Below are 22755 nucleotides of genomic sequence, written 5' to 3' on the forward strand. Positions count from 1 at the left end.
AGCTGCTTCCACTGAGGTATTTATATCTGTAAATTCGAATATGTGCATAAACGAATATACAGGTCGGCCATGTCCTTTCAGCCCCACACGTTCTTCAAATGCCTCGGTGATGAAACTCGCGCCCGAATCATGCTGATGCTCGCTGCCGAGGGAGAGCTATGTGTCTGCGAATTGATCTGGGCGCTCGACGATCACCAACCAAAAGTGTCCCGACACCTTGCTCAGTTGCGCACCTGCGGGCTGCTGGAAGATCGCCGTCAGGGCCAATGGATCTATTACCGCCTTCATCCAGAACTCCCTCAGTGGGCAGTGGAGGTACTCCACACGACCCTTGAGGCTAACCGTTCCTGGCTCGGCGATGATCAAGGTCGCCTTGCTTCGATGGAAGGTCGCCCAGTACGCCAGGCTTCCTGTTGCTAAGTGTTTCTGGAGAACTGACATGCTGTTGGCAATTTCAATATTTCTGGTCACGCTGGTACTGGTGATCTGGCAACCCCGTGGACTTGGCGTTGGCTGGAGCGCGTCTGCTGGGGCGGTACTCGCATTGTTGACCGGTGTCATCACGCTCAGCGATATCCCAGTGGTCTGGCACATAGTGTGGAATGCCACGGCAACGTTCATCGCGGTGATCATCATCAGCCTTCTGCTGGATGAGGCGGGCTTTTTCGAGTGGGCAGCACTTCATGTGGCTCGCTGGGGAAGAGGCAGCGGCGCACGCCTGTTTGCACTGATGGTGCTCTTGGGGGCAGCGGTTTCGGCCCTGTTTGCCAATGACGGCGCAGCATTGATACTGACTCCCATCGTGATCGCGATGCTGACCGCGCTCCGCTTCAGTCCAGCGGCGACCTTAGCTTTCGTGATGGCTGCCGGTTTCATTGCCGACACTGCCAGCCTGCCGCTGGTTGTCTCGAACTTGGTGAACATCGTCTCTGCCGACTTTTTCGATATCGGATTCGCCCGGTACGCCTCAATCATGTGGCCGGTGAATCTGGTCAGCGTCGTGGTGACCCTGGGCATGCTCTGGTTGTTTTATCGAAAGGAGGTGCCGCTGGAATACTCGCCGGAGCAACTAAGGCGGCCAGAAAAAGCCATCAAAGATCGCCATACGTTCCTTGCAGGCTGGTGGGTGCTGGTACTTCTATTGCTCGGGTTATTCGTCCTTGAGCCGCTTGGTATTCCTGTCAGTGCTGTCGCCGCCGTATGCGCCTTGGTGCTGCTGATCATTGCCGCAAAGGGGCATGTGATCTCGACACGCAAAGTGATGTTCAACGCCCCCTGGCAAGTCGTCCTGTTTTCGCTTGGCATGTATCTGGTGATCTACGGGCTGAAGAATGCCGGGCTGACTGAAGGACTCAGCTCGCTGCTTGGCACTTTCGCCGACCATGGCCTGTGGGCTGCCACGCTGGGTACCGGTTTCACCGCCGCGTTGCTGTCATCCGTGATGAACAATATGCCCAGCGTGCTGATCGGTGCCTTGTCGATCCAGGGCAGTGGGGTATCGGGACTCGCACACGAGGCCATGGTGTACGCCAACGTCATTGGCTGCGACCTCGGCCCGAAGATCACCCCCATCGGCAGTTTGGCCACGCTGCTCTGGCTGCACGTCCTGGCCCAGAAAAATATCCGCATCACCTGGGGTTACTACTTCAAGGTTGGCTGCGTACTCACCTTTCCCATTTTGCTTACGACACTGGCAGCACTCGCCGTGCGCTTGAGCATCAGCGCTTAGGAGTTGCTTTATGAAGATTCTGTTCATGTGTACGGCCAATAGCTGTCGTAGCGTCCTGTCCGAGGGGCTCTTCAACCATGTCGCCCCAGACGGCTTCACGGCCATAAGTTCGGGCAGCTTCCCCAGCGGCAAACTCAATCCGCGAGCGCTGAGCACTCTGCAAGGATTGGGAATCGACACGTCCGGCCTGTACAGCAAAGGCTCGGAAGTCTTCGTAGCCACACCACCCGATATCGTCATCACCGTGTGCGACAAGGCGGGCGGCGAACCTTGCCCGGTGTATTTCGGCCCGGCCATCAAAAGCCACTGGGGGCTGTCCGACCCGTCTGAGGTCGACGGCACTGATGAGCAGGTTCAGGCCGCATTTGAAGCGACCGTTGAACGTATCAAGAGGCGATTTACCGCGTTCTTCAACTTGGATCTGAAAACGCTTCAGGGCGCTGATCTGAAGCAGGCTCTGGATCGGATCGGAGCCCTGTGATGAGCGAATTTGATAGGGACTCTGTCAATACTTTTCCAGCTCTTGATCTGTCGCTGATGGATAGACGGACAGGTGTGGTGCTCTCCGGAACGACAGGGAGCGATGTCTGCGGTGTTCAAAGCGCAGATTGACTGGATCTGACCATGGGGTGCCGTACGCACCACACAGGGTACGACTCTTGCGGTGATGCAGGTGTGCGGCGGCTCGCAGTCCTTCAACGCAGTGAAGCAAGTGCGGGTTCTGGGTCGGTGGATGCGCATGCTGACCATCCCGAATCAGTCGTCTGTGCCCAAGGCGTATCTGCAGTTCGACGAGGCAGATCGAAAGAAGCCTTCACCGTACTACGACCGGGTAGTCGATGTGATGGAGGAACTGGTGAAATTCACTCTGCTGGTTCAGGAGTGCTCAACAAGCCAAGAAGCCAGTCGAATCGTTCTGACCTCGTTCTTGCACGTGTGTTGAGCCTACCCAACCGTCACACCCTCGCTCACTTGCCTGGCTCGAGCGAGAAGCTCGTGATAAGGCACGCAGACCAATAGCCATTCCCCCCGAGAAAAGCACTGCGGGTGACGAATAAACCCCTGCAGACGCGGTCATAGCGAAAATTCTGCAGGGAAATGGGTCAATGACGACACGCTTGAGATTCTGTTTAGTGCTGTTGCCGATGTTCGCAGGTTGCAAGTATCTTCCCCACACCGATTACTTTGTCGCACCAGCGAATGAGCCGAATCCGGCCTGGATTCGTGTCGTCAATTTCACCCAGCATGCGGCAATCTACCAGACCGACAACGGTGTGAAGACCGGCGGTGTGGTGCGTACCGGGCCTCTCCCCTTTACCAATACCCAAGACATTGGCATGCCCAAAGCGGGGCAAGACCTGACCTGGGACTACTACGAATCGACGATTCGGCCGGGCCTGGAAACAACTGTGTATATGACATGGGAGGGCTCGCGTACCAGGACCTGCTTTGTCACAACCCAATTCACACCTGAAGCCGGGCGCTACTATCAGTTCCTCCTCACTTCAGGTTCCAGTGGAAAATGCACGCTGTCCCCAACGCTAATCGAGCGTGACAAAGAAGGTACGGGCTGGCATCTGGTCCGTAACGAAAATGTAACCTACAAGAATGCTGGGCCAACCGCCGAGACCTTCTACACCAACAGTCAATTCGAAAACCCTGACTACCAGCCACCGCCCGAGCTGTACCCAGGCACAGACGTCAGATAGCGGCTACCCCTCAGGCCCAGCGACTCAGGTACCAGATATGAAGCCACAACCGCTGCATATGGTTGCTGATGTGAAAATACCTTGCGCCTACCGCCCCAGCGTCTCGACGATCGTGTTGTTTGGTCTTGAGGTTGCGGGTGAGCACGAGCCGCCGGTATACATGGAGATTCGCTTCGTGGACTACGCCAGCCAGCAGATTGAAGGCGATCATTTGATGATTACGCTGGAGCTGGCTCTGGAATCCGCCGAGCAGGATTACGGGATCAGCAAGGATGATTGGCGCCAGATGAGCGACGCAGAAATTGCCCGTATCCGCTGGTAATGATCTGATGGTCAAGCCAGCACAGCACCGCGTGAGCCTAATGAGTACACGCGATAGGGGACTAATGAAAGCCTGGGAATGCCGGCCCCTGACAGCCAACAGTTGGCACAGTCCGGGGTGAATTCAAGATACCCGCAGGCGAGCCCGTGTCGTTTGTCTACAACCGCGATCGTTGCTACAACAGGTTCACATTCGTACCGCAACCGGGGGCAGACTACGAACTTGTCGCGTCGGGGTAATCCAACTGTACGGTGGCTGTCAGGCAGCTTCCACATGGATCGGAGCCAGGCAAACCCGTGGCGTTGGACGACAGCAAAATGTGTCGGTTGGCAGACAATTACTGAGCGTGCCAGGCTCAAAGCTGATCCGCTTGATGCCACAGCGTTAGGTGCCGCAGCATTATCGCAATGAGCTAATTATTCGGTTTGTTAGCGGGCAGTGGTGCCGAATGAATTTCGTCGAACATAGCGGTTGTCACCGATGCAGCGTAGACAATGTATTTCACGTCATTGGCCTCATCCTTGACTTCATAAATCTCACACAGAAGGCTTCTCTTGTCCTTCGGCAACTCTATAGACGACCAAGAGGCAGGACTCTTGAAGTTAAACTCAGGGCCCTTGTAGCTTAATGACCTGATACCAACGACCGTTCTCTTATATTGTTGCCTGTCAGGTCTCTTAGCGTTTTCATAGCTGCCTCTGAACGATCCCAGCGACCCAGAGACCACATCTACGCACGCCTTGTCCAGCGCGGTCGCGTAATCAGCTACGGCATAAGTGCCAACGGTTGCATGATCGGCGTAGAATTTTTCACGCGGCGACAGGCGCTCCTCCAGAGCGTTGGAGGCATGGTTTTCACCCTCGAAATAGTATTCGATATACCCTCGAGAAATATCCACCCTGTCATATTTCTTTCTTTTCTCTACTACTTCGCTGAACGAATACCAGCGTTGCTCGATCCGATGATGCTCGACCTCTAGCGTGTTCGCTAAAACCTTAACAGACACCGCCGAACCCAACAGGATGAAAGCAATCAGTAGATTTTTCATGGCTAACCTAAAACAGAGATTTTAATTAATTTTGCTTGAAAGGGATGAGATTTTAATTAGCGCCCTTCCACCGCCAGGCCTGACACTGAGGCTACTGCTTCTCCCTCCGTTTCACAGACCAGCATCAGATTGTCCCCCTGCTTACGCTCGGCAAACGCAACCACGAATGCCACCTTGGCGAAGGTACTGTTCACTCAGCCGTGTCACGGCCGGTACAGCGGGAATGCTTCCATCAGCGGCGGGATCTCCTGCCCCATCGCTATTGCGCTCTCGGTGGGATCGTTCGGTTTTGGAATGGTCCGGGCGAAGTGAAAAATGATCGTCTGGCCGGTGGTGCCATCGGTGTAGTACTTGAAGTAGCTAATCTCCGAAAACTGCCCGTCCTTACGGACTGAATCGGGGTAGTACATCATCGCGTAGTCGATCCCGGTTCTATTTTTTGTCAGCAGAACTGCCGGCATGTTCGGGTTTTCCTGCTGATGCAGCTGGATGGCACGTTTGGCCAGGTCGAGGGGCTTGAAGCGGTTCATCTCGCGAGGCACGACAGTAAAGTCGACCATCTCGGTCCAGGCATCCATGCTTTCATCTTCAGGGAAATATTCCCACAGGCCCTGCTTCTGGAACTTGAGGACAAACGTCTTCCCACCGAACTGCACCGATTTGGTTTCGGCGATGGAAGGGCTGGCCTTGGTGGCGGTGAGCGGCGTGGAGCAGCCGGAAAGCAGGAGCAAGGTCGATAGCACAAGCAATAGGGCTTTCATTTCAATCCTTGAAAAAATGCATCAGGCAATTTTTTGCGCAGCTAACAATAGCTCAAGGCAACTCTGAATACTTGCTTTATCTAGCGGGCCGAGAAGTCACGTTGCCTACCGCTCCCTCTCCAAACTCCCCCGCGCCGCCTCCCTCAACATCTCCCCCGCCAACACCCGAAACCTCTGCGTCAGCACGTTCTCAGGCCGGTCGGACGACAACAGCAAATACGTATAAAACCGCAACTCAGGCGCAAACGGCCGGATGTCGATATCGGTATGCAGGTACTCGTTGGCCACCAGCGGGCTGACCACGCTGACGCCCAGCCCAAGCCCGACCAGTGAGCAGACAGTGGCAGCATGGGTCGCATCCATGTTCAGCACGCGCGGATCTTCTTCGGCAAACAGTCGGTCGAGCCGCGTGCGGGAGCCGTCGGTGTGCGACAGCGAGATGAATTCCTCGCCCTTCAAATCTGCCGGTGTCACTACCTCCAAGGCACCAAGCCGATGCCCTTTGGGGAAAATGCACACGCCAGGCACATCACAGATGATTTCCGACTGCACCCCCGCCATGTCCTCGGCCACATACGACACCAGGCATACATCGCAGAAACGGGTGGCCGCCCAGTGCGCGACGTTGGGCGAGTCATTGGTGTGGATCGATATATGCACGTGTGGGTTCTGCTGGCGAAAGCGCTGGATGATCGCCGGCAGCAGGCCGTGGGTCAGCGACGGCACAGCGCCGATGCGCAAGCGCCCGGTGCCGCCGCGCTTGAGGTGCTGGGCGGAGTTTTCCAGGCTATGCAGGCCGATGAAGGCGCGCTCGACGTCGGCGAAAAACTGCGCGCCTTCATCGGTTGGCACCAATCGCGCGCCCACCCGCTCAAACAATTTGAAGCCGTTGGCCCGCTCGAGTTGTGCGATCAGGCGGCTGACATTCGGCTGCGAGGTATGCAACGCCTGCGCCGCCGCCGTCATGGAGCCGCTGACCATCACCGCGCGGAAGGTTTCGATCTGCTTGAAATTAATGGCCATATCATTTCTGCATGACTAGTTGATGGATTGTCATTTGATTGCATGACCCGAAGATTTTATAACTAGATCTACATCGACGTCTGCCCCGATGCAGCGCGATGCCAACCGAGCGCATACCCGCAACAACAAAAACAAAACCGGTGCTCAAGCTTCATTTCAGCTCTGCCCTTGTACTCATCGTTTCGCCGCACGCCAGTGGGGCGATGCAGCCCGGTAATCAGGAGGCATCATGTCGTTCTCGTATAAAAAACTAAGCGCTGCGCTGGCCCTTTCGTGCGTGTCCATGGCGGCGGTGTCCACCGCACTGGCCGTCGACTTGCCGGCCGTTCCTGCAGCTATCAAAGAGGCAGGCCAGCTGCGAGCTGGCGTGCGTTGCGACCAGCCGCCTTATGGCTATCAAGACAACAAGGGCGACTTTGCCGGCGTCGAAGTAGAGATGGCCAAGCAGGTGTGACTGTGGTCCCTGGGCTCCAAGGACAAGGTCAGCTTTACCTGCGTGACTGCCGAAAACCGAGTGCCGCAACTGCTGGGGCGCAAGGTCGACTTCCTCATCGCTACCCTCGGCGTAACCCCGGAGCGTCAGCGCGTGATCGACTTCACCACGCCCTACCGCTGGGGCGCGAGTGACGTGGTGGTGAAGAAGGACAGCCCGGCGCAGAAGATCGCCGACCTCAAGGGCAAGACCCTCGCCACGCTCAAGGGCTCGGTGCAGGCCAAGTGGTTCGAAGACCACATGCCCGACGTGAAAACCCTGCGCATGAACAGCGCCGCCGATGCCCTGCAAGCCTTCCGCCAGGGCCGCGCCGATGCCTACACCCACGACGCCGCAACGCTGGTGGTGGTCGCCGACAACGACAAGGACGCGCGCCTGATCGGCGAACCGTTCCAGATCTCCGATGCGGCCATCGGTGTGCGCAAGAACGAAGAGCAGTGGCGCGACTTCCTCAGCGCGGCGGTGCTGCGCATGCGTGAAGAGCACCTGTACCGCGGCTGGGTAGAGCAGTTTGTACCGAAGAATATCCAGGGCTATTACATCAGTGTGTTCGAGCAGGCCAAACCTGCCGAATCGCTCTGATCGGCCGCGATCATGGATTTCGACATCCATTACTTGATAGCGCAGTGGCCTGCGCTGCTCGACGGCGTGTTGATGACGCTGAAGATCACCGCGCTGGCCATCTTCTTTTCAATGCTGATCGGTGTGCTGGGCGGCGCGGTGCGGGTGATGAAAGTGCCGGTGCTGTCGCAGGCGGTGGTGCTGTACGTGGAGTTGATCCGCAATACGCCGATCCTGGTGCAGTTGTTCTTCATCTTCTACGGTCTGCCGGCCATTGGCCTAGGGTTGTCGCTGTTCTGGTCGGGGGTGGTGTGCCTGTCGCTGTGGGCTGGGGCCTACCAGATCGAGAACATCCGCGGCGGCCTGGCCACCGTGGAGCGCGGCATGCGCGAGGCGAGCCTGGCACTCAGCCTCAAGCCGGCGCAGTACTTTGCCCTGATCGCCCTGCCGATCGCGTTTCGCACCAGCCTCCCGGCGATGCTCAACACCGCGATCTCGCTGCTGAAGAACTCTTCGTACCTGCAGGCCATCGGTCTGGCGGAATTGACCTTCGTCGCGGTGGACCGCATCGCCACGGACTTTCGCGCCATCGAGATGTTCACGGCCATCTGCGTCATGTACCTGGTGCTGGTCGGCGTGCTCGCGCTGCTGACTGCGCGCCTTTCCGCCCACTTACAACGCCCTTTCCGGCAGTGAGGCGAGCATGAACTTCATCTTCGAAAACTGGAGCTTCGTTTTAAAAGGGTTGTTGATGACCCTGCAGCTGGCGCTGGTGGTGCTGTTGTTCACCACGCTGATCTCGGCCGTGCTCGGCGTGCTGGCCACGGTCAAGAACCGTGTGCTGTGGTGGACGATTCATGCCTACGTGGAGCTGTTCCGCTCCATTCCGCTGATCGTCAACGTGTTCTTCATCTTCTTCGGCGCGCCGATGTTCGGCGTCGATCTGAGCCCGTTTGCCGCGGTCACCGTCGGCCTGACCTTGTGGGGTAGCGCCAACGGTATCGAGATCGTGCGGGGCGGGTTGGAGTCGGTGTCCCGCCACCAGTGGAAAAGCGCCTGGGCGCTGGGCCTGCGCCCCTGGCAGATCTACCTGCACGTGATCGTGCCGCAGTCGATGAAAGCCATTCTGCCGGCCTATACCGGGCTGCTGACGATCCTCGTGCAAGCCACGTCGCTGGGTGCCCTGGTCGGTGTAGGCGAATTCCTCAAGGTCGGCCAGATCATCATCGAACGGGAAACCGTGATGACCGGCGTCAGCCCGGCCTTCTCGGTCTACGCCGTGGTGTTGCTGGTGTACTTCGTCATCTGCTCGGCACTGACCTGGCTTAGCCGTTATCTCGAACGTCGTCTGGGTCGCCCGGCGGTACGTACTTCCATTGGAGAGGTTCCAACATGCAAGAATCCAAAGTCAGTCGGCGTCTGAAAGAAAGCACCGCGCCGGAAGTCAACGAGTACATCTATCGCCCGCGCCTGGAAGGCTTCGCCAGCGGTTTCGCCAACCTGGGCAACGTCAACAAGGCGCACATCCTGATGCTTGCCGAACAGGGACTGATTCGCGGCGAACATGCCAGTGCGCTGGCCAAGGGTGTGCTGGACATGGAGCAGGCCGGGCCGGATGCGGTCGAGCTGGACCCGTCCCGCGAAGACGCCTACTTCAACTACGAAGCACACCTGATCGAGCAGATCGGCGCCGACATCGGCGGGCGCCTGCACACCGGTCGCAGCCGCAACGACATACTCGCCACACTCGACCGCCTGCGCTGCCGCGAGCTGTTGATGGACCTGATCGATGAGCTGGTGACCGTGCGCGCCACGGCCCTGCGCTGCGCCGCGATGTACGCCGAAGTGGTGATGCCCGGCTACACCCACCAGCAGCCGGCGCAACCGATCACCTACGGCTACTATCTGAGCGCGGTGGAACAGGCGCTGGAGCGCGACAGCAAGCGCCTGATCCAGACTCTGGAGTCGATGAACCAGTGTCCACTCGGCGCAGCCGCTTTCGCCGGCACGCCGTTCGACATCGACCGCGCACGCACCGCGGAGCTGCTCGGCTTCGACGGCTACCTGGACAATGCGCTGGACGCCATCGGCTCACGCGACTTCCTGCTCGAAAGCCTGTCGCACCTGAGCCACCTGGCGGTGTTCTGGAGCCGCGTCGCGCAGGACTACTTTGTCTGGAGCACCCATGAGTTCAACCTCATCGACTTCCCCGACAGCGTCGCCGCCACCTCCAGCATCATGCCGCAAAAGAAAAACCCCACCGTGCTCGAGTACCTCAAGGGCCGCAGCGGGCACATCGTCGGCCTGCTGATGGGCGCCAGCGTGAGCATCAAGGGCACCAACTTCTCCCACACTGGCGACGGCAACCGCGAAGGCACCCGCGGCTTCTGGGAAGCCGCCGAAGAAACCCTACGCTGCCTGAAACTACTCGACCTGGTGCTGCGCACCGCAACGCCCAACATCGACCTGGCGGTACGCCGCGCCGGTGAAGACTTCTCCACCGCCACCGGCCTTGCCGACCTGATGGTGCGCGAAGTCGACCTGTCGTTCCGCGAAGCCCACCATGTGGTCGGCGGCGTGGTGCGGATGGCCATGGACCAGGGCCTGCCGGCCAACCAGATCACCACGCAGATGGTCGATGCCTGCGCCCTCGAGCAACTCGGTCACGCCCTCAATCTGCCCGAGCAGAAAGTCCGTGATTGCCTCGACCCGGTCAGCAACGTGCAAGGCCGCAGCTCCGCAGGCGGCCCCTCGCTCGGCTCACTCAAGCCAAGCCTGGCACGTGCCAGCGAGCGCCTGAGCGCCGAGCGCATTGCCAACCAGCAACGCCGCGAGCGACTCAGCGCGGCCGACCTCAACCTGCAAACCCTGACCCGGGCACAGGCGGGCGTATGAGCACGATCCTGACGGTTCGCGACCTGCACAAAAGCTTCGGTGCGCACGAGGTGGTCAAGGGCGTGGACATGGACGTTCAACAAGGCGAAGTGGTGGTCATCATTGGCCCCAGCGGCTCGGGCAAGTCGACCTTCATCCGCTGCCTGAACAGCCTGGAAGAGCCGTCCCTCGGCACCGTGGTGATCGCCAATGGCGACTCGGCCAATGCCGGTGACCGCAAAGCCCTGGCCAGGCTGCGCGAAGAGGTGGGCATGGTGTTTCAGGACTACACCCTGTTCCCGCACATGAGCGTGCTGGCGAACATGATGCTCGCCCCGGTCAAGCTCAAGCGCTCGAGCAAGCAAGAAGCCCAGGCTCACGCCCTCGCCCTGCTCGACCGCGTCGGCCTGCGGCACAAGGCCGAGCACTACCCGGCGGAGCTGTCCGGCGGCCAGCAACAGCGGGTGGCGATCGTGCGGGCTCTTGCGATGAAACCCAAGCTGATGCTGTTCGACGAGCCCACCTCGGCACTCGACCCGGAGACCGTCGGCGACGTGCTCAACGTGATGAAAGGCCTCGCGGCCGAGGGCATGACCATGATCGTCGTCACCCACGAAATGGGTTTCGCCCGGGAAGTGGCCGACCGCGTGGTGTTCTTCGACGGCGGCAAGATCATCGAGATGGGCCCGCCATCGGAAATCTTCAGCGCACCAAAGGAGCATCGCACCCGGCAGTTCCTGGAAAGCGTCCTGCACTGACTTCAACATCCTCTTCCACACCCGGCGTGCCCGCCTCCACCGGGACGGCGCGCCTGTGCTCCGGCAAGGAGTTTCAAATGAGTCAAGCGACCGGCAAAGCCCTGGATCCACTGGGCGCACAGACCATGATCCAGATGGAGAACGTCAACAAATGGTATGGCGAGTTCCAGGTACTGAAGAACATCAACCTCAGCGTACGCCAGGGTGAACGCATCGTGCTGTGCGGCCCATCTGGCTCGGGCAAATCGACGACCATTCGCTGCCTCAACCGCCTCGAAGAACACCAGCAAGGCCGCATCGTCGTCGACGGCACCGAGCTGACTAGCGACGCCAAACAGATCGAAACCATCCGCCGCGAAGTCGGCATGGTTTTCCAGCACTTCAACCTGTTTCCGCACCTGACCATCCTGCAAAACTGCACCCTCGCCCCGATGTGGGCGCGCAAGATGCCGCGCAAGGAGGCGGAGGCGGTGGCGATGCATTACCTGGAACGGGTGCGCATTCCCGAACAGGCGCACAAATACCCCGGCCAGCTTTCAGGCGGCCAGCAACAGCGCGTCGCGATTGCCCGGGCGTTGTGCATGAAGCCGAAGATCATGCTGTTTGACGAACCCACCTCGGCGTTGGATCCGGAGATGGTCAAGGAAGTGCTGCAGACCATGGTCGACCTGGCCGAAGACGGCATGACCATGGTGTGTGTTACGCATGAAATGGGCTTTGCCCGGACCGTGGCGCATCGGGTGGTGTTTATGGATCAGGGGGAGATTGTTGAGGAGGCTACGCCTGGGGAATTCTTTGAGAATCCGCAGAGTGAGCGGAGTCGGTTGTTTTTGAGTCAGGTGCTGCATTGAGTGGGAGTGGAGCGCAGCGTCTGGGCCGGGGCGGACAGACATTGATGTTCCTGTGTTTCCGTCATATGTTGCGCGCTTTCATGGAGGATTCTGTCTGATGGCACGCGTGGCTTTGATACTGACCCCCGGTTTTGCGGACTGGGAATATGCCTTCATCGCGGGTACGGCGTCCCCGTTTTACGGGATACACGTCAGGTTCTTCTCCCCCACTACTGGACATTTCCGTTCGCAGGGTGGATTGGCGGTAACGGTCGATAGCAGCTTGCAAGAATGTCTGGACTGGAAACCGGACGTTGTCGTCGTCATTGGAGGGATGGTCTGGGAACGTGAAGAAGCCCCCGATATTCGCGACTTTCTGCATGCCAGCCGTTCAAGCGGAGCAATCATTGCCGGTATCTGTGGAGGAACGCTGGCACTTGCAGGAGCCGGGCTTCTGGACACGGTTGCTCATACCTCGAACAGCGCTGATTTCCTGCAGGCTGTCGTCGGTTACGAAGGCTGCGCGCTTTACCAAAGCAGCTCAAGAGCGGTGACGGCAGACCGCATCATTACTGCTCCAGGCACCGCCCCCGTTAGCTTCACCTGCGCAGTGTTTGAAGGTGCAGGGCTGTCTGCAGAGAGCATTTCTCAGTTCAGATCAATGTTGGCGGCGGAGCATGGCTGATCGCGTCGTCCCGGCCTGTCGGGTACATGCCCGATAGTTCTTGATCAGACGCTAGCGAATGCATGTCTTCTGAGGGAAAATTCGGTGCTCTAGGTACCGCCGCCAAGGAACGGAAATGGCACTGACCAGCAAGATAACCCCGTACAACCCCACTTGGCCCACCCAATTTATAGCGGACGAGTCGCTCATCGCTTTGGCCTTTGGCGATGAGCTGATAGCCATACACCATGTTGGAAGTACCTCTGTTCCAGGCCTCGCGGCCAAGCCCGAGATCGACGTGCTAATCGAGGTTCATGATCATCGCAATGCGTCGACGCGGGACGAGGTGTTGATGGGTTTAGGCTATGTACGAGGAAGTGATCTAACGCAAGGCCATCACTTCTATCGGCGTAATGTGGATGGGATTCGTACGCACAAGCTTCACGCGTGTACCTGTGGTCACCCTGCGATCACCCAGATGTTGGGGTTCAGAGATTTGCTTAGGCGCGATGCCTCGATCCGCCAGCAGTATGAAGCGTTGAAGCTTCAGCTGGAGTCGAGCAATACGGATGGAATGGCTGAGTATCTGGAGAAAAAATCACCGTTTATTATCGAGGCGCTACGTCATGCGGGGATATCCACTGCATGCAATCAATAAGAGCACGCTCGCCGAGCAGGCCTTGCGTTACTCACTTTTCCTGACTGCTTTCCCGTGCCCGTGGCGAGACCGGCTTCGACACTGCCTTCTTCGCTCTGGCTGCCGCAGGGCTTTTCCCTCGTTTCGGTCCGGCCACCACATAGGCGCTGGCCAGCGGCGAATGACTGGCCACCGGCCGCGCAGCCACGGCGATTGGGCCATTAGCCTTCAACTGGCCGACATTGTTGTCCACGACGGCTGCAGTAGTCTTATCTCTGGCAGTCATCACCATCCCCATCCGCACGCCAAACAGACGTAGCACGGCCTCCAACGTGCTGAGCTTCGGATTCGACTTGCCGCTCTCCAGTTCGTACAGGCTTTTCGTGGACATCTTGCACATGGTCGCGAAGGTCGCTTGATCAAGCCCGGTGACCTCGAGCCGCAGCCGGCGGATGGATGTCCCAATTGGATCGAGCCCCGCCGCGTTGCGCTGGACGATGTCCTCGACGAGCTGAGCGCGCTCTTCAGGCTGTAGTTTTTTCATCGCAGTCCCCACTCCACGAGTCGCTTATCCAGGTTATTCACAGGTAGAGGGGCTGCATTGCGCATCGATGCAGGCGCAGCGATCAACAGATCGGGTAGCGCCCTGAATTCATCAGCCGCGTTCTTTCAGCAACACGCTCGGCTCCCTGCACCGCCGGCGAACGCTTGGATCGTCAGTCTGAACGGCATGTCTACACCTTTAATCAGCATACTAATGCCGATTACCATACTGTACAGTGCGTAAACCGGCAATATACTGCCGATTAACAGCTTCAGATGGGAAAAAATGGTACTGGACTATCGGCGGGGTTAGGACCACCTTATAACGACTCGGCTCCTTTTTCGGCGTTCAGCGTATGACCTCAAGATCAGAGATCACAAGATCTGGCCAGGTTTGATCAAGCGCGGATTAGCGTCAGACCAACAGCCGATTGGGCGAACAAGGCTGAGCGCCCCGTAACCTCATACCAGTGCTGAGCCGCGTTTATAGTCGGGGGCTTTCGCCTACGCCACGAATCATTTCCAGCAACGTCCTCACCCGCAGCGGCAGACTTCCAGCCGGGTAAACCGCATGCATCTGTGGACTCTCACCACTGCTGGAGGTGAGTCTGTATTCCGGACAAACCCGCAGCAGGCGCCCCGCTTCCACTTCAGGTTCCGCCATCCAATCCGCCAGGCGGGCGATCCCAACGCCCGCCAGGGCTGCCTGGAATACCGCCAGACCAGAACTGAAACGAAATTTGGGATGAACCCGAAAGCTGATGGCCTGCCCCTCGCAGCGAAAATTCCACTCTTTGAGAATCCGCGGCGCCGTATGCAAGATCAGCGAATGCGAGGCCAGGACCTCGATGGAGTCGGGCACGCCTTTGCGCTCCAGGTACCCGGGGGCGGCATAGAGATGGCGTGAGTAAGTCCAGAGCGCGAAACCGATCAAGTCGCTGGATTGTGGAAATGCCCCGCGGATCGAGAAGTCCAGCTTGCTCTTGGCCGGGTCAAGAAGCTCATCGGTGAAAATCACATCGATGTTGACGTCTGGATAACGCTCGCAGTATTGCGCAATCAATCGCGGCAACACCCCGTGTCCAAGTACCTCGGGGGCGGAAAAACGGATCCAGCCGGAGGCCAGGCCGCTGAGACCGGCCAGGTCTTCATCCACCTCGCGTTGCAGTTCGAGCATTTTGTAGGCGTGGGGTAACAAGCACTCACCCGCCTCAGTCAGGCTCACGGTATTGGACGAGCGATTGAACAACTTGAGCCCGACACTTTCCTCAAGGGCTTGAATGGCGCGGGTCAGTGCACTGGGGGAACGTCCCAAGGCCCGCGCCGCGGCGACGAAGCTGCGCTTGCGAGCTACGGCCGCAAAGGCTTCAAGTTCCGCCAACATGTTCAATGCCACGCACCACCTCATTGCACTTTTCACAATGCGACATTGCAACACAGAAAAAGCCCTTCCGTTAACCTTCCCGTCAGCCCAGATCAGCATGTCCTCTGGTTGCAGCGATATGCGCCACCCACCTAGATAGTCAGAGCCTTAGTTCATGGTCGATATTGTCATCCTTTGCGTGTTCGCTTTCGCTGCCGGCCTGATCGATGCGGCGGTGGGCGGCGGCGGACTGATCCAGATACCCGCGCTGTTCAACGTACTACCCAGCGCTCAACCGGCTGCGCTGCTGGGTACCAACAAGGTCGCGGCCGCCTGCGGCACCGCATTCGCGGCTCGCTCCTTCATACGCAAGGTGGTGATCGACTGGGGGCTTGTGATCCCCGCGGCCTGTGCGGCCTTTGTCATGGCGTTCTTCGGCGCCGCCACGGTATCGTTCGTACCGCAGTCAGTGATGCGGCCGGCGGTGCTGGTGCTGATTGTGCTGATGGCGATCTACACCTTCTGGAAAAAAGACTTCGGCGCCCTGCATAAACCTATGCGCATCGGTACCAAGGAAAAGCTGCTGGCGATCAGCATCGGCGGCGCCATCGGTTTTTACGATGGCCTGTTCGGGCCCGGCACTGGCAGCTTCCTGATCTTCCTGTTTATCCGCTGCTTCGCCTTCGACTTTCTGCATGCCTCGGCATCGGCGAAACTCGTGAACATCGCTACCAACATCGCGGCACTGATGTTCTTCATCCCGACGGGTAACGTGCTTTACCTGATCGCGATCCCCATGGCGGCATTCAACATTCTCGGAGCGCTCACTGGCACTTGGTTGGCGGTTCATAAAGGCGTGCCCTTTGTCCGCACGCTGTTCCTGGTGTTGTTGGTGATTCTGATCAGCAAACTGTCTTACGACCTGTTCTTGTAGAGCTCAGGCGCGAGGCGACTTTTTACCGCGTCATGGGTTTCGCACTCGCGAATACTTGAAAGCAACGCGTCCAGATCTGTAGGCATAAAACGGACTCCTGTCCGTTGGAGTTGGAAGGCGCTAGCGCTTCAACTTGCTGGCCTGTACTTTTAGAAACTTCCTTCCAAGACGCTACTACTGTCAATCTTACCTAGCAAAAACTAACATATGACAGGCCGACGAATCCGTGAATGGACTTCGAAACGAGGAATTACAGAAACAACAAAGCCCGCGCTAGGCGGGCTTTGCGGGGTGTTTCGTAGACAGTCATAGACTTCAGGAAACTGGTCTCTGGTGCGGAGACAGGAATCGAATATGGCTAATTCAACCTAGATATTACGGGGCATAGCGAGAACAGTCGACCTACCGTATCCCTAAACGTATCCCTAAATCGAAGTCCACCTTAGCCACCCGGTGATAGACAGATCATTGCCTCGTGGGTACCTTCCACACCTTTCCGTTGCTCCGGCTGAGGGGCTCTTAGACTTAAGGAGTTTGGTAGGTGGGATGGCCACAATGGTTGACGTCTGAAAAAGTCATAGGTTGCGTACTCGCCCTGTTGGTTCCAGGGGCATACACACTTGCATACCAGATCCAACAAGGACGAATAGAAGATCGAGATAAAACAATTGAAGCACGAAACAAAGAAATCGATTCCCTTACGACTGCAAAAACTTGGGATGTTCCAAATACGATCAATCGATTGACAGATATCAGTAAGACACTGCAAAAGCAATTCGCCTCTATAGAAGAGCTCAAAGCACTTCGGAGCCAGAATGAACTATTGAATTCTAAAATTGCTTCGATTGTAAAGGAGGACAACGAGAAGGGAATCAAGCTACAAGCCCTATCTGAAAAAAACCAAAATCTTGAAAAAAGCCTTGCGAAAGCGATCGTATCTGACGAAGTGGTTGATATTCGGCAAGGTGAGGCTAAGCAACTGATAAAAAACCATCTCGTCCTTGGAGTGGAATCAGTCTACCCAACCAGTGGTATTTATGGTGTGTTGGGGAAAGAGCAGGTAGCGATGAAAGTGGGGGAGACGAAAGAGTTCGGTGCCCTCGGGAAAGACTGCCGCCTAACTCTGACTAGTACCGCATATCCTCGGGCATCTTTTAGTTTTGTGTGTTTCTAGCACACGGAGCTTGGGTTAGGTGGTCAAGCAGCTTACGCAACAAGTCAACGCGTGAGCACAGTTGCAGCAGTAGGCAGTAGCAGAATGCTGATGGCCCATGCTAACCCACTGTCAGTTTCGACCTGGGACCCTGAAGGCACTCGGACGGTACGGGGTCAGAAACCCGCGGTGCCTTGCTAGAGACAGGTTGACAGTTGACGAGGTTGACAGCCTCCCTAGGAAAGGGTGAGTAGCCAGGAGAATGATCGATTAGGTGCACCACCCAGATGGGTGTGTTCACTAGGTTCACCAGTTCACTAAGCTGGGCACCCTGCTGCTAACAAAGTCCCGCGGGTTTCCAGCCCCGTATTTTATGATTTTCTGCAGGGTCCCCAGCACAATTCTCACTCCCCCTCTCTCGCAAGGCCTGCGACTACCGCCCTCGCTGAAGGACACTCCGTGCGTGGGGCGGGGGTATAAGCGTAGTTTTTAAGGGTTTCATGTGTTGCAGGTGTTTCTTATAAATTAAGTTATTGATTTTAAAGGAATATTCATACTAACCACTCTCTCAGGTCACCAGTGTAACAACCCGGACCAGAGTGTATCGGTGTTACTTAGGCCTTCCGCTTTCGGCCTAAAGCGCACATCCTCAATCCCTCCATCCTCCAGCTACATGTCCTCCCCGGGGTGGACAGAGTGATGGTGAAATAATAGCCTCAAGGCTTCGAGATGAACTTCACAAAGGGATTTATGTTTACCATCACACGTCATGCCACACCTGTTGATCCCGCCACGTGCAGGGCTGTCCTTGATTTGGTTGGTGAGAACGTCACCGCGTTGAGTATGTCAAGTCCACCCAGAACTCATCCTCTATTTGACGGCTACAAAACCATGCTGGAGGAAGAGGTTCGGACCTACATTACGCGCCACGACCTACCCCAGATTGAGTTGCTTACAGCTTCGACGGATGACGGCAGGATCGTAGGTTTCTTGTTATTCGGACTGGTCCAAACCGAAGTGCAGGAGTGCAATATTTATTACACGGCCGTGCAGAAGCAGTTCCGTCGTCAAGGCATCATGAGCAAAATGATGCAGGTGATTCTGGAAATTTCTCCAGCTATAGGACTCTCTTGTGACATAGCAATGGTGCCAATCTATAAGCGGTACGGTTTCCGGATAGTAAAGGGTAGGGAAACACAGGTCGTTATGTTTATTGAAAATCCCACCGGTATCACTCCCGTAATTGATCCAGCAGACCTAGAAAAACTAGAGGTCGTTGATGAAGCATTCAGGTGGGCGGTGCAAAGGTCCAACGTGAACGATATGCGTCGCGCTGATAGGGCAATGAAGTCACATTTAGCGGCACGCAAAGCTAAGGTTCGACAATTTGTGAAGGTGAATGCTGACTAGAGCACGGATCTGATCAATTAATGCGAACGCTCGTGCTCCTCGGCCATAAGGGGCGGGGTGGTTTTTTGATCGATTTTCTACGTTCCAATCGATTGATCCGGGCTTCCAACTCTTTGACTTTTTGCTGCTCGGCGTCAGCGCTCTACCGGCCGGTGTTACGTCATTTCGCACTTCCTGGGACTGGTTAACCCATCGACGCAGGGCCGACCTCACCAGCCCAAGCGAACGCGCGGCATCGATATGCCTGTAGCCTTGGTCGAGTACCAGGTTGGCAGCTTCGCGCTTGAAATCTGGGGGTACAGATACGACGTCGCTTGGTCATCAGACACCTCTCTATGGCACGTATTCCCGACTAAACGGGTGTCCGGCTTCGTTAGACCACTACCGTAAGCCGAGCCATAGCAGAGCACCATCTTCAGAGTTTATGATAGCGAAAGGATGGCCGAAGGCGGCTGCGTCCCATCCTAGTATGACAGCGAATCGCTTTCGCAGAGCTTGACCGCGACGCAGAAGAGGCAAGCATGCTTAGGCCAAATACCATTACTGGTTTTCTAACTGAACCTCCGCTGACAGAAAAGCGTCAGCACGGGTATTGCTTTTTTGGAAGGAAATGATGAAGGAAATCTCCTGGCTTCATCTCAGCGATCTTCATGCGGGAATGCATGGGCAAGGATGGTTGTGGCCAAATCTCAAGCACGCATTGTTCAATGACCTACGGAGCCTGCATAGTGTTAATGGTCCTTGGGATTTCGTAATTTTTTCAGGCGACCTAACCCAAAGAGCATCAACTGAGGACTACTCTAAATTAACCGAAGTGATACTAGAGTTGTGGGGACTGTTCAAAGAGTTAGATTTTAACCCGTCTTTATTATGCGTTCCCGGTAATCACGACCTGTTAAGACCCCCGAAATTTCAATCTGAAACGATGGTGCTAGAGGGGTGGTGGAGCACACCTGAAGGGTTTCATGATGAATTCTGGAATATAGGAAACCCATATCTCAATTTAGTCAATAGGAATTTTGAAAACTATCGCACTTGGCTTATGTCACTGGACAGCTTTGGCATAAAATCAATTTCCACACAGACAGGAATCATAGTTGGTGACTCGTCGGGCGTAATTGAAAAAGACGGTATAAAGTTAGGGGTCATAGGGTTAAACTCTGCTTGGCTCCAGCTTGGAGGTGGGAATTACAAAGGAAGATTGCACGTCGACGTAGCTCAAGTTTGCAATGTGACTGCAAACGACCCCGAGAGATGGTGCGCAAACAATGACTTCAATTTACTTGTAACGCACCACCCACTAAACTGGCTAAGCCAAACTAGCCAAGCTAATTTCAAAGAGCTCATTGCGCCTGACGGGCGCTTTACCTGCCATTTATTTGGACACATGCACGAACCGAACCATCAGACTATTTCTACTGGGGGAAGTAAATTTAGAAGGGAGTTACAGGCTGCATCTCTATTTGGACTGGAAAAAATTCAAAGCACTGGAGTTGAAAGGATTCATGGGTATTCTTTAAATAAAATCTCTTGCGATGATGGAAGTGCAGAGCTGTCTTTCTGGCCTAGGAAAGACAGACTGGTAGCAGGTAACCGCAGAGTGGTGGGGGCTGACCCATATTTTGAGTTTGAGGTAATAAAAGATACATTAATTGCTTCAAAAGCATCAGCCCTAGCACCAAGCTATCCAAAGCATACTCCTGCTGTAGCTCTCTCAGAGCTCGCAACTACAACCGAGGGCGTTCTCGATACATTTGCATTAAAAATGTCGCTGGCGCCGGAGCATCTTAATGTTAGGCGGGTAGAGATCGATAAACTAATTGAGGCCCTCGAAAAAAATAGGTGTGCATGGGTTATTTCTGAATGGGGAATGGGTGAAGATGGCTTTCTTTGGGCCCTTCAGCAGAAGTGCAAATCCAAGATAACCAACTACATAGCCATCAACATGGCAAACTTTAAAAGCCTGCACAGCTTTCAAGAAAGCATAAAAAGTGACACAGGCCATTCACTTGAAGTGCTGTGTAGTGCGCTTGAGAATATCAACGGGGTAGCCCTGTTGCTTGATGATATTCCGGTGGATATAAACTGGAACGAAGAGAAAACGCAGGAACTGCTAAAGCTGGCAAGGATATTTCTGGATTTCGCTCCTTATTTGAATGTAATGTTGAGGGCCAGGGTTCTCCCTACTAATGGCGAATACGCTGAGATTGATTTGAAGCCATTAGATAAAGTAGATACTAGGCTGTATGTGTTAGATCACCCGAATGGCGGATCTAAGTACGGTGCGTATGACGTCATTGACAGGATATATCGCAACACTGACGGAATACCATGCGTAATTGATTCCGTCCTAAAAAACTTATCAGTGACCGGGCTATCTGGGCTTTCAGCTATTTCCTCAGATGTAGCAGGAAAAGAAGTGATCGTATCAACGGGCAATGATGCATTGAAAGACATGCTCCTTGATATAGGGAACTCGCCAGATCCCGCATTAAAACGTAGCTATGACCTCCTTAAAGCACTTACCATATTCCCTCAAGGTGAGCAGCTCCAGAGGATAAAATACTTAAACCCGAGAGCACCATTTTTCTATTCTAGCGTTCACGAACTCAAGGGTCGCGGGCTGGTTTCGACAGTAGAGACAGAAAGCCTAGGAATACATCAGCCTAATGCCGAAAACACAATCATTGTAAATAGGCTGGTTAGAGAAGTTTTAATAAGCATGTTGGATCCCGTGCAATTTAGGAGTTTAAATCGCAAAGCTGCAGACCTTTATTTCGGGGACCGGACTTCACAAGGGGTTTTTAAGCCACCGAGATCGTTAAGATTCGACAAGCCTGGCAAATCAAGTTCCGAAATCTCCAATGCCGCAGTTATTATCCAGCGTCTCGCAGTCGATGCTGCGTACTCTAAAGACAAGCTAAAGATTAATTATGTCGTGGAGCTTGCTTCGTTTCATGCAAGCGCTTTGTTTAATGGCGGCTACTTCAAGGCAGCGTGTGATTTTTTTCAAGATATCTTCCCGCTGCTATCCGAGCACATCACTGACAAACAGCATGCATACTTCACCACGAAACATGCCTTTGCGTTAAGGATGCTGGATGGTGACGTATATTCCGAGCAGGCGAGAGATATGATTTTAAGCATAGAGCCAGACTTGCTTGAAAAATCAGATCGATTACATACGGAAATTAATCTCGCTCTCTGCCATCACTCGCTTAAATCATCTGCCGAAGCTATATCAAGCGCAGAAAAAGTAATTGCACTGGACAAAAGGTCTAACACGGCAGTGCAAGCCCAATGGATCATTCTTCAGAATCAACCTACTGACCCTGAACGAGAGTCAAAAATAAACGAGCTGCTTAAGATTGCAGAGAAGAAAAAAACATCTACTGTTCTAAACAGCATTAAGCTTGAGAAAGCCAGGAAGGAACAAGATCCAGGAACTCAGAGAAGCATGTACGAAAGCATATTACTTCAAGCCAATAGCGACGGCGACACATATGATGCGACAAGGGCGATAGTTGCGCTAGGTGTAGCTAATGCTGATCGGCACACTTCGCAAGATAAAAGCAGACTCATACAAGCATATCATTACCTTTACAAGGGTGGTTTCCTTTATCTGTTTAATAGCTGTCATGACGCGCTCTGGACGATTTTTGAGAAAGAACACGACATGACGAATTTGCTGCAATTATTTAAGTATAGCTCTTTGGTTTGGCGATTGCGGGGTGATGAAAGCAGAGAAAGAAAAGCAATAAATAAATTAAGGTCTTACGTTTCCGGCCAGGCAATTGAAGTTTCCGCCTCAAGCCAGACGATGGCTTATTACATTTTTAGAAGTGCGCCTAGCAGTTGATATTTCGTACCTGGCGCGACTTCAACATATGGGGCAAGTAGTTCTTTCCCCATATGTTAACCTTTCAGAGTTCATAATCTATGA

At 55.2% G+C, this 22755-nt stretch carries 23 protein-coding genes and 2 pseudogenes; 19 read left to right on the forward strand and 6 right to left on the reverse strand.

Going from position 1 to position 22755, the window contains the following annotated elements:
- Positions 1-69 precede the first annotated feature (69 nt).
- From FW789_RS15075 to FW789_RS15100, 6 genes and pseudogenes are all read left to right on the forward strand, one after another.
- Positions 70-420 carry a metalloregulator ArsR/SmtB family transcription factor gene (locus FW789_RS15075; RefSeq protein WP_103435978.1) on the forward strand — a complete coding sequence of 117 codons (351 nt, stop codon included), beginning with the start codon at positions 70-72 and terminating at the stop codon, positions 418-420.
- A 19-nt stretch (positions 421-439) separates the two neighbouring features.
- A complete protein-coding gene (locus tag FW789_RS15080) occupies positions 440-1729 on the forward strand; it encodes an arsenic transporter (protein WP_207073584.1) in 1290 nt (429 codons plus the stop codon).
- A 10-nt stretch (positions 1730-1739) separates the two neighbouring features.
- A complete protein-coding gene (locus FW789_RS15085) occupies positions 1740-2210 on the forward strand; it encodes an arsenate reductase ArsC (RefSeq protein ID WP_207073583.1) in 471 nt (156 codons plus the stop codon).
- Positions 2211-2267: 57 nt separating this feature from the next.
- Positions 2268-2612, forward strand: a pseudogene (locus FW789_RS15090) (NAD(P)H-dependent oxidoreductase); the annotation flags it as partial.
- A gap of 223 nt (positions 2613-2835) precedes the next feature.
- The gene (locus tag FW789_RS15095) at positions 2836-3438 is read left to right on the forward strand and encodes a hypothetical protein (protein ID WP_446431674.1); all 603 of its coding nucleotides are present in this window, start codon (positions 2836-2838) and stop codon (positions 3436-3438) included.
- 37 nt (positions 3439-3475) lie between these two features.
- Positions 3476-3760, forward strand: a complete 285-nt coding sequence (locus FW789_RS15100) for a hypothetical protein (RefSeq protein ID WP_103435974.1) — start codon at positions 3476-3478, stop codon at positions 3758-3760.
- Positions 3761-4172: 412 nt separating this feature from the next.
- On the opposite strand, the gene FW789_RS15105 is transcribed toward FW789_RS15100, so the two are convergent.
- From FW789_RS15105 to FW789_RS15115, 3 genes are all read right to left on the reverse strand, one after another.
- Positions 4173-4808, reverse strand: coding sequence for a hypothetical protein (locus FW789_RS15105; RefSeq protein WP_186701356.1), 636 nt, complete (start codon positions 4806-4808; stop codon positions 4173-4175).
- Positions 4809-5011: 203 nt separating this feature from the next.
- A complete protein-coding gene (locus FW789_RS15110; protein WP_446431675.1) occupies positions 5012-5569 on the reverse strand; it encodes a hypothetical protein in 558 nt (185 codons plus the stop codon).
- 105 nt (positions 5570-5674) lie between these two features.
- Positions 5675-6592, reverse strand: coding sequence for a LysR substrate-binding domain-containing protein (locus FW789_RS15115; RefSeq protein WP_189691832.1), 918 nt, complete (start codon positions 6590-6592; stop codon positions 5675-5677).
- Positions 6593-6821: 229 nt separating this feature from the next.
- Here FW789_RS15115 and FW789_RS15120 point away from each other — a divergent pair, with 229 nt between their 5' ends.
- From FW789_RS15120 to FW789_RS15160, 9 genes are all read left to right on the forward strand, one after another.
- Positions 6822-7046, forward strand: a complete 225-nt coding sequence (locus tag FW789_RS15120; RefSeq protein WP_446431676.1) for a hypothetical protein — start codon at positions 6822-6824, stop codon at positions 7044-7046.
- 9 nt (positions 7047-7055) lie between these two features.
- A complete protein-coding gene (locus FW789_RS15125) occupies positions 7056-7667 on the forward strand; it encodes a transporter substrate-binding domain-containing protein (protein WP_446431708.1) in 612 nt (203 codons plus the stop codon).
- Positions 7668-7679: 12 nt separating this feature from the next.
- A complete protein-coding gene (locus tag FW789_RS15130; protein ID WP_101316298.1) occupies positions 7680-8342 on the forward strand; it encodes an amino acid ABC transporter permease in 663 nt (220 codons plus the stop codon).
- Between the two features lie 7 nt (positions 8343-8349).
- A complete protein-coding gene (locus FW789_RS15135; protein ID WP_150569989.1) occupies positions 8350-9069 on the forward strand; it encodes an amino acid ABC transporter permease in 720 nt (239 codons plus the stop codon).
- Positions 9039-10541, forward strand: coding sequence for an argininosuccinate lyase (gene argH, locus FW789_RS15140; RefSeq protein WP_446431677.1), 1503 nt, complete (start codon positions 9039-9041; stop codon positions 10539-10541). Before FW789_RS15135 ends, argH begins: the two co-directional genes overlap by 31 nt.
- Positions 10538-11278 (forward strand): amino acid ABC transporter ATP-binding protein, encoded by a 741-nt coding sequence (locus tag FW789_RS15145; RefSeq protein ID WP_411563823.1) that lies wholly within the window; start codon positions 10538-10540, stop codon positions 11276-11278. Before argH ends, FW789_RS15145 begins: the two co-directional genes overlap by 4 nt.
- A 77-nt stretch (positions 11279-11355) precedes the next feature.
- Positions 11356-12129: an amino acid ABC transporter ATP-binding protein gene (locus FW789_RS15150; protein WP_340613002.1), complete on the forward strand. Its 774-nt coding sequence runs from the start codon at positions 11356-11358 to the stop codon at positions 12127-12129.
- 97 nt (positions 12130-12226) lie between these two features.
- A complete protein-coding gene (locus FW789_RS15155; protein WP_446431678.1) occupies positions 12227-12793 on the forward strand; it encodes a DJ-1/PfpI family protein in 567 nt (188 codons plus the stop codon).
- Positions 12794-12908: 115 nt separating this feature from the next.
- Positions 12909-13430, forward strand: a complete 522-nt coding sequence (locus tag FW789_RS15160; protein ID WP_446431679.1) for a GrpB family protein — start codon at positions 12909-12911, stop codon at positions 13428-13430.
- 31 nt (positions 13431-13461) lie between these two features.
- Here FW789_RS15160 and FW789_RS15165 read toward each other — a convergent pair whose 3' ends face one another.
- Together FW789_RS15165 and FW789_RS15170 are read right to left on the reverse strand one after the other, a co-directional pair.
- Entirely contained in the window at positions 13462-13953 is a 492-nt protein-coding gene (locus tag FW789_RS15165) for a helix-turn-helix domain-containing protein (RefSeq protein WP_340613004.1), read from the reverse strand.
- A 483-nt stretch (positions 13954-14436) separates the two neighbouring features.
- Complete coding sequence (locus tag FW789_RS15170) at positions 14437-15348, reverse strand: LysR substrate-binding domain-containing protein (protein WP_446431680.1); 912 nt, start codon at positions 15346-15348, stop codon at positions 14437-14439.
- Positions 15349-15490: 142 nt separating this feature from the next.
- On the opposite strand from FW789_RS15170, the gene FW789_RS15175 reads away from it, so the two are divergent.
- The 3 genes from FW789_RS15175 (at position 15491) to FW789_RS15185 (ending at position 18812) form a co-directional block, all read left to right on the forward strand.
- Complete coding sequence (locus FW789_RS15175; RefSeq protein WP_446431681.1) at positions 15491-16249, forward strand: sulfite exporter TauE/SafE family protein; 759 nt, start codon at positions 15491-15493, stop codon at positions 16247-16249.
- Positions 16250-16790: 541 nt separating this feature from the next.
- The gene (locus FW789_RS15180; protein WP_446431682.1) at positions 16791-17423 is read left to right on the forward strand and encodes a hypothetical protein; all 633 of its coding nucleotides are present in this window, start codon (positions 16791-16793) and stop codon (positions 17421-17423) included.
- An 870-nt stretch (positions 17424-18293) separates the two neighbouring features.
- Positions 18294-18812, forward strand: a complete 519-nt coding sequence (locus tag FW789_RS15185; protein WP_446431709.1) for a GNAT family N-acetyltransferase — start codon at positions 18294-18296, stop codon at positions 18810-18812.
- On the opposite strand, the pseudogene FW789_RS15190 reads toward FW789_RS15185, so the two are convergent.
- Positions 18795-19134 (reverse strand): annotated as a pseudogene (locus FW789_RS15190) (transposase); the annotation flags it as partial. The gene FW789_RS15185 and the pseudogene FW789_RS15190 overlap by 18 nt on opposite strands.
- A gap of 291 nt (positions 19135-19425) precedes the next feature.
- On the opposite strand from FW789_RS15190, the gene FW789_RS15195 reads away from it, so the two are divergent.
- On the forward strand, positions 19426-22671 hold the full coding sequence (locus FW789_RS15195) for a metallophosphoesterase family protein (RefSeq protein WP_446431683.1): 3246 nt from the start codon (positions 19426-19428) through the stop codon (positions 22669-22671).
- The last annotated feature ends 84 nt before the right edge of the window (positions 22672-22755 follow it).

The sequence above is a fragment of the Pseudomonas sp. 1121_17 genome (assembly GCF_052850745.1).

Bases quoted from the DNA above. Each gene is read 5' to 3' on its own strand.
- FW789_RS15185 (WP_446431709.1), top strand. From the start codon at position 18,294: ATGCTGGAGGAAGAGGTTCGGACCTACATTACGCGCCACGACCTACCC.
- FW789_RS15145 (WP_411563823.1), top strand. From the start codon at position 10,538: ATGAGCACGATCCTGACGGTTCGCGACCTGCACAAAAGCTTCGGTGCG.
- FW789_RS15095 (WP_446431674.1), top strand. From the start codon at position 2,836: ATGACGACACGCTTGAGATTCTGTTTAGTGCTGTTGCCGATGTTCGCA.
- FW789_RS15175 (WP_446431681.1), top strand. From the start codon at position 15,491: ATGGTCGATATTGTCATCCTTTGCGTGTTCGCTTTCGCTGCCGGCCTG.
- FW789_RS15155 (WP_446431678.1), top strand. From the start codon at position 12,227: ATGGCACGCGTGGCTTTGATACTGACCCCCGGTTTTGCGGACTGGGAA.
- FW789_RS15100 (WP_103435974.1), top strand. From the start codon at position 3,476: ATGAAGCCACAACCGCTGCATATGGTTGCTGATGTGAAAATACCTTGC.
- FW789_RS15150 (WP_340613002.1), top strand. From the start codon at position 11,356: ATGAGTCAAGCGACCGGCAAAGCCCTGGATCCACTGGGCGCACAGACC.
- FW789_RS15105 (WP_186701356.1), bottom strand. From the start codon at position 4,808: ATGAAAAATCTACTGATTGCTTTCATCCTGTTGGGTTCGGCGGTGTCT.
- FW789_RS15085 (WP_207073583.1), top strand. From the start codon at position 1,740: ATGAAGATTCTGTTCATGTGTACGGCCAATAGCTGTCGTAGCGTCCTG.
- FW789_RS15130 (WP_101316298.1), top strand. From the start codon at position 7,680: ATGGATTTCGACATCCATTACTTGATAGCGCAGTGGCCTGCGCTGCTC.
- FW789_RS15110 (WP_446431675.1), bottom strand. From the start codon at position 5,569: ATGAAAGCCCTATTGCTTGTGCTATCGACCTTGCTCCTGCTTTCCGGC.
- FW789_RS15135 (WP_150569989.1), top strand. From the start codon at position 8,350: ATGAACTTCATCTTCGAAAACTGGAGCTTCGTTTTAAAAGGGTTGTTG.
- FW789_RS15080 (WP_207073584.1), top strand. From the start codon at position 440: ATGCTGTTGGCAATTTCAATATTTCTGGTCACGCTGGTACTGGTGATC.
- argH (WP_446431677.1), top strand. From the start codon at position 9,039: ATGCAAGAATCCAAAGTCAGTCGGCGTCTGAAAGAAAGCACCGCGCCG.
- FW789_RS15195 (WP_446431683.1), top strand. From the start codon at position 19,426: ATGAAGGAAATCTCCTGGCTTCATCTCAGCGATCTTCATGCGGGAATG.
- FW789_RS15075 (WP_103435978.1), top strand. From the start codon at position 70: ATGTCCTTTCAGCCCCACACGTTCTTCAAATGCCTCGGTGATGAAACT.
- FW789_RS15165 (WP_340613004.1), bottom strand. From the start codon at position 13,953: ATGAAAAAACTACAGCCTGAAGAGCGCGCTCAGCTCGTCGAGGACATC.
- FW789_RS15115 (WP_189691832.1), bottom strand. From the start codon at position 6,592: ATGGCCATTAATTTCAAGCAGATCGAAACCTTCCGCGCGGTGATGGTC.
- FW789_RS15160 (WP_446431679.1), top strand. From the start codon at position 12,909: ATGGCACTGACCAGCAAGATAACCCCGTACAACCCCACTTGGCCCACC.
- FW789_RS15120 (WP_446431676.1), top strand. From the start codon at position 6,822: ATGTCGTTCTCGTATAAAAAACTAAGCGCTGCGCTGGCCCTTTCGTGC.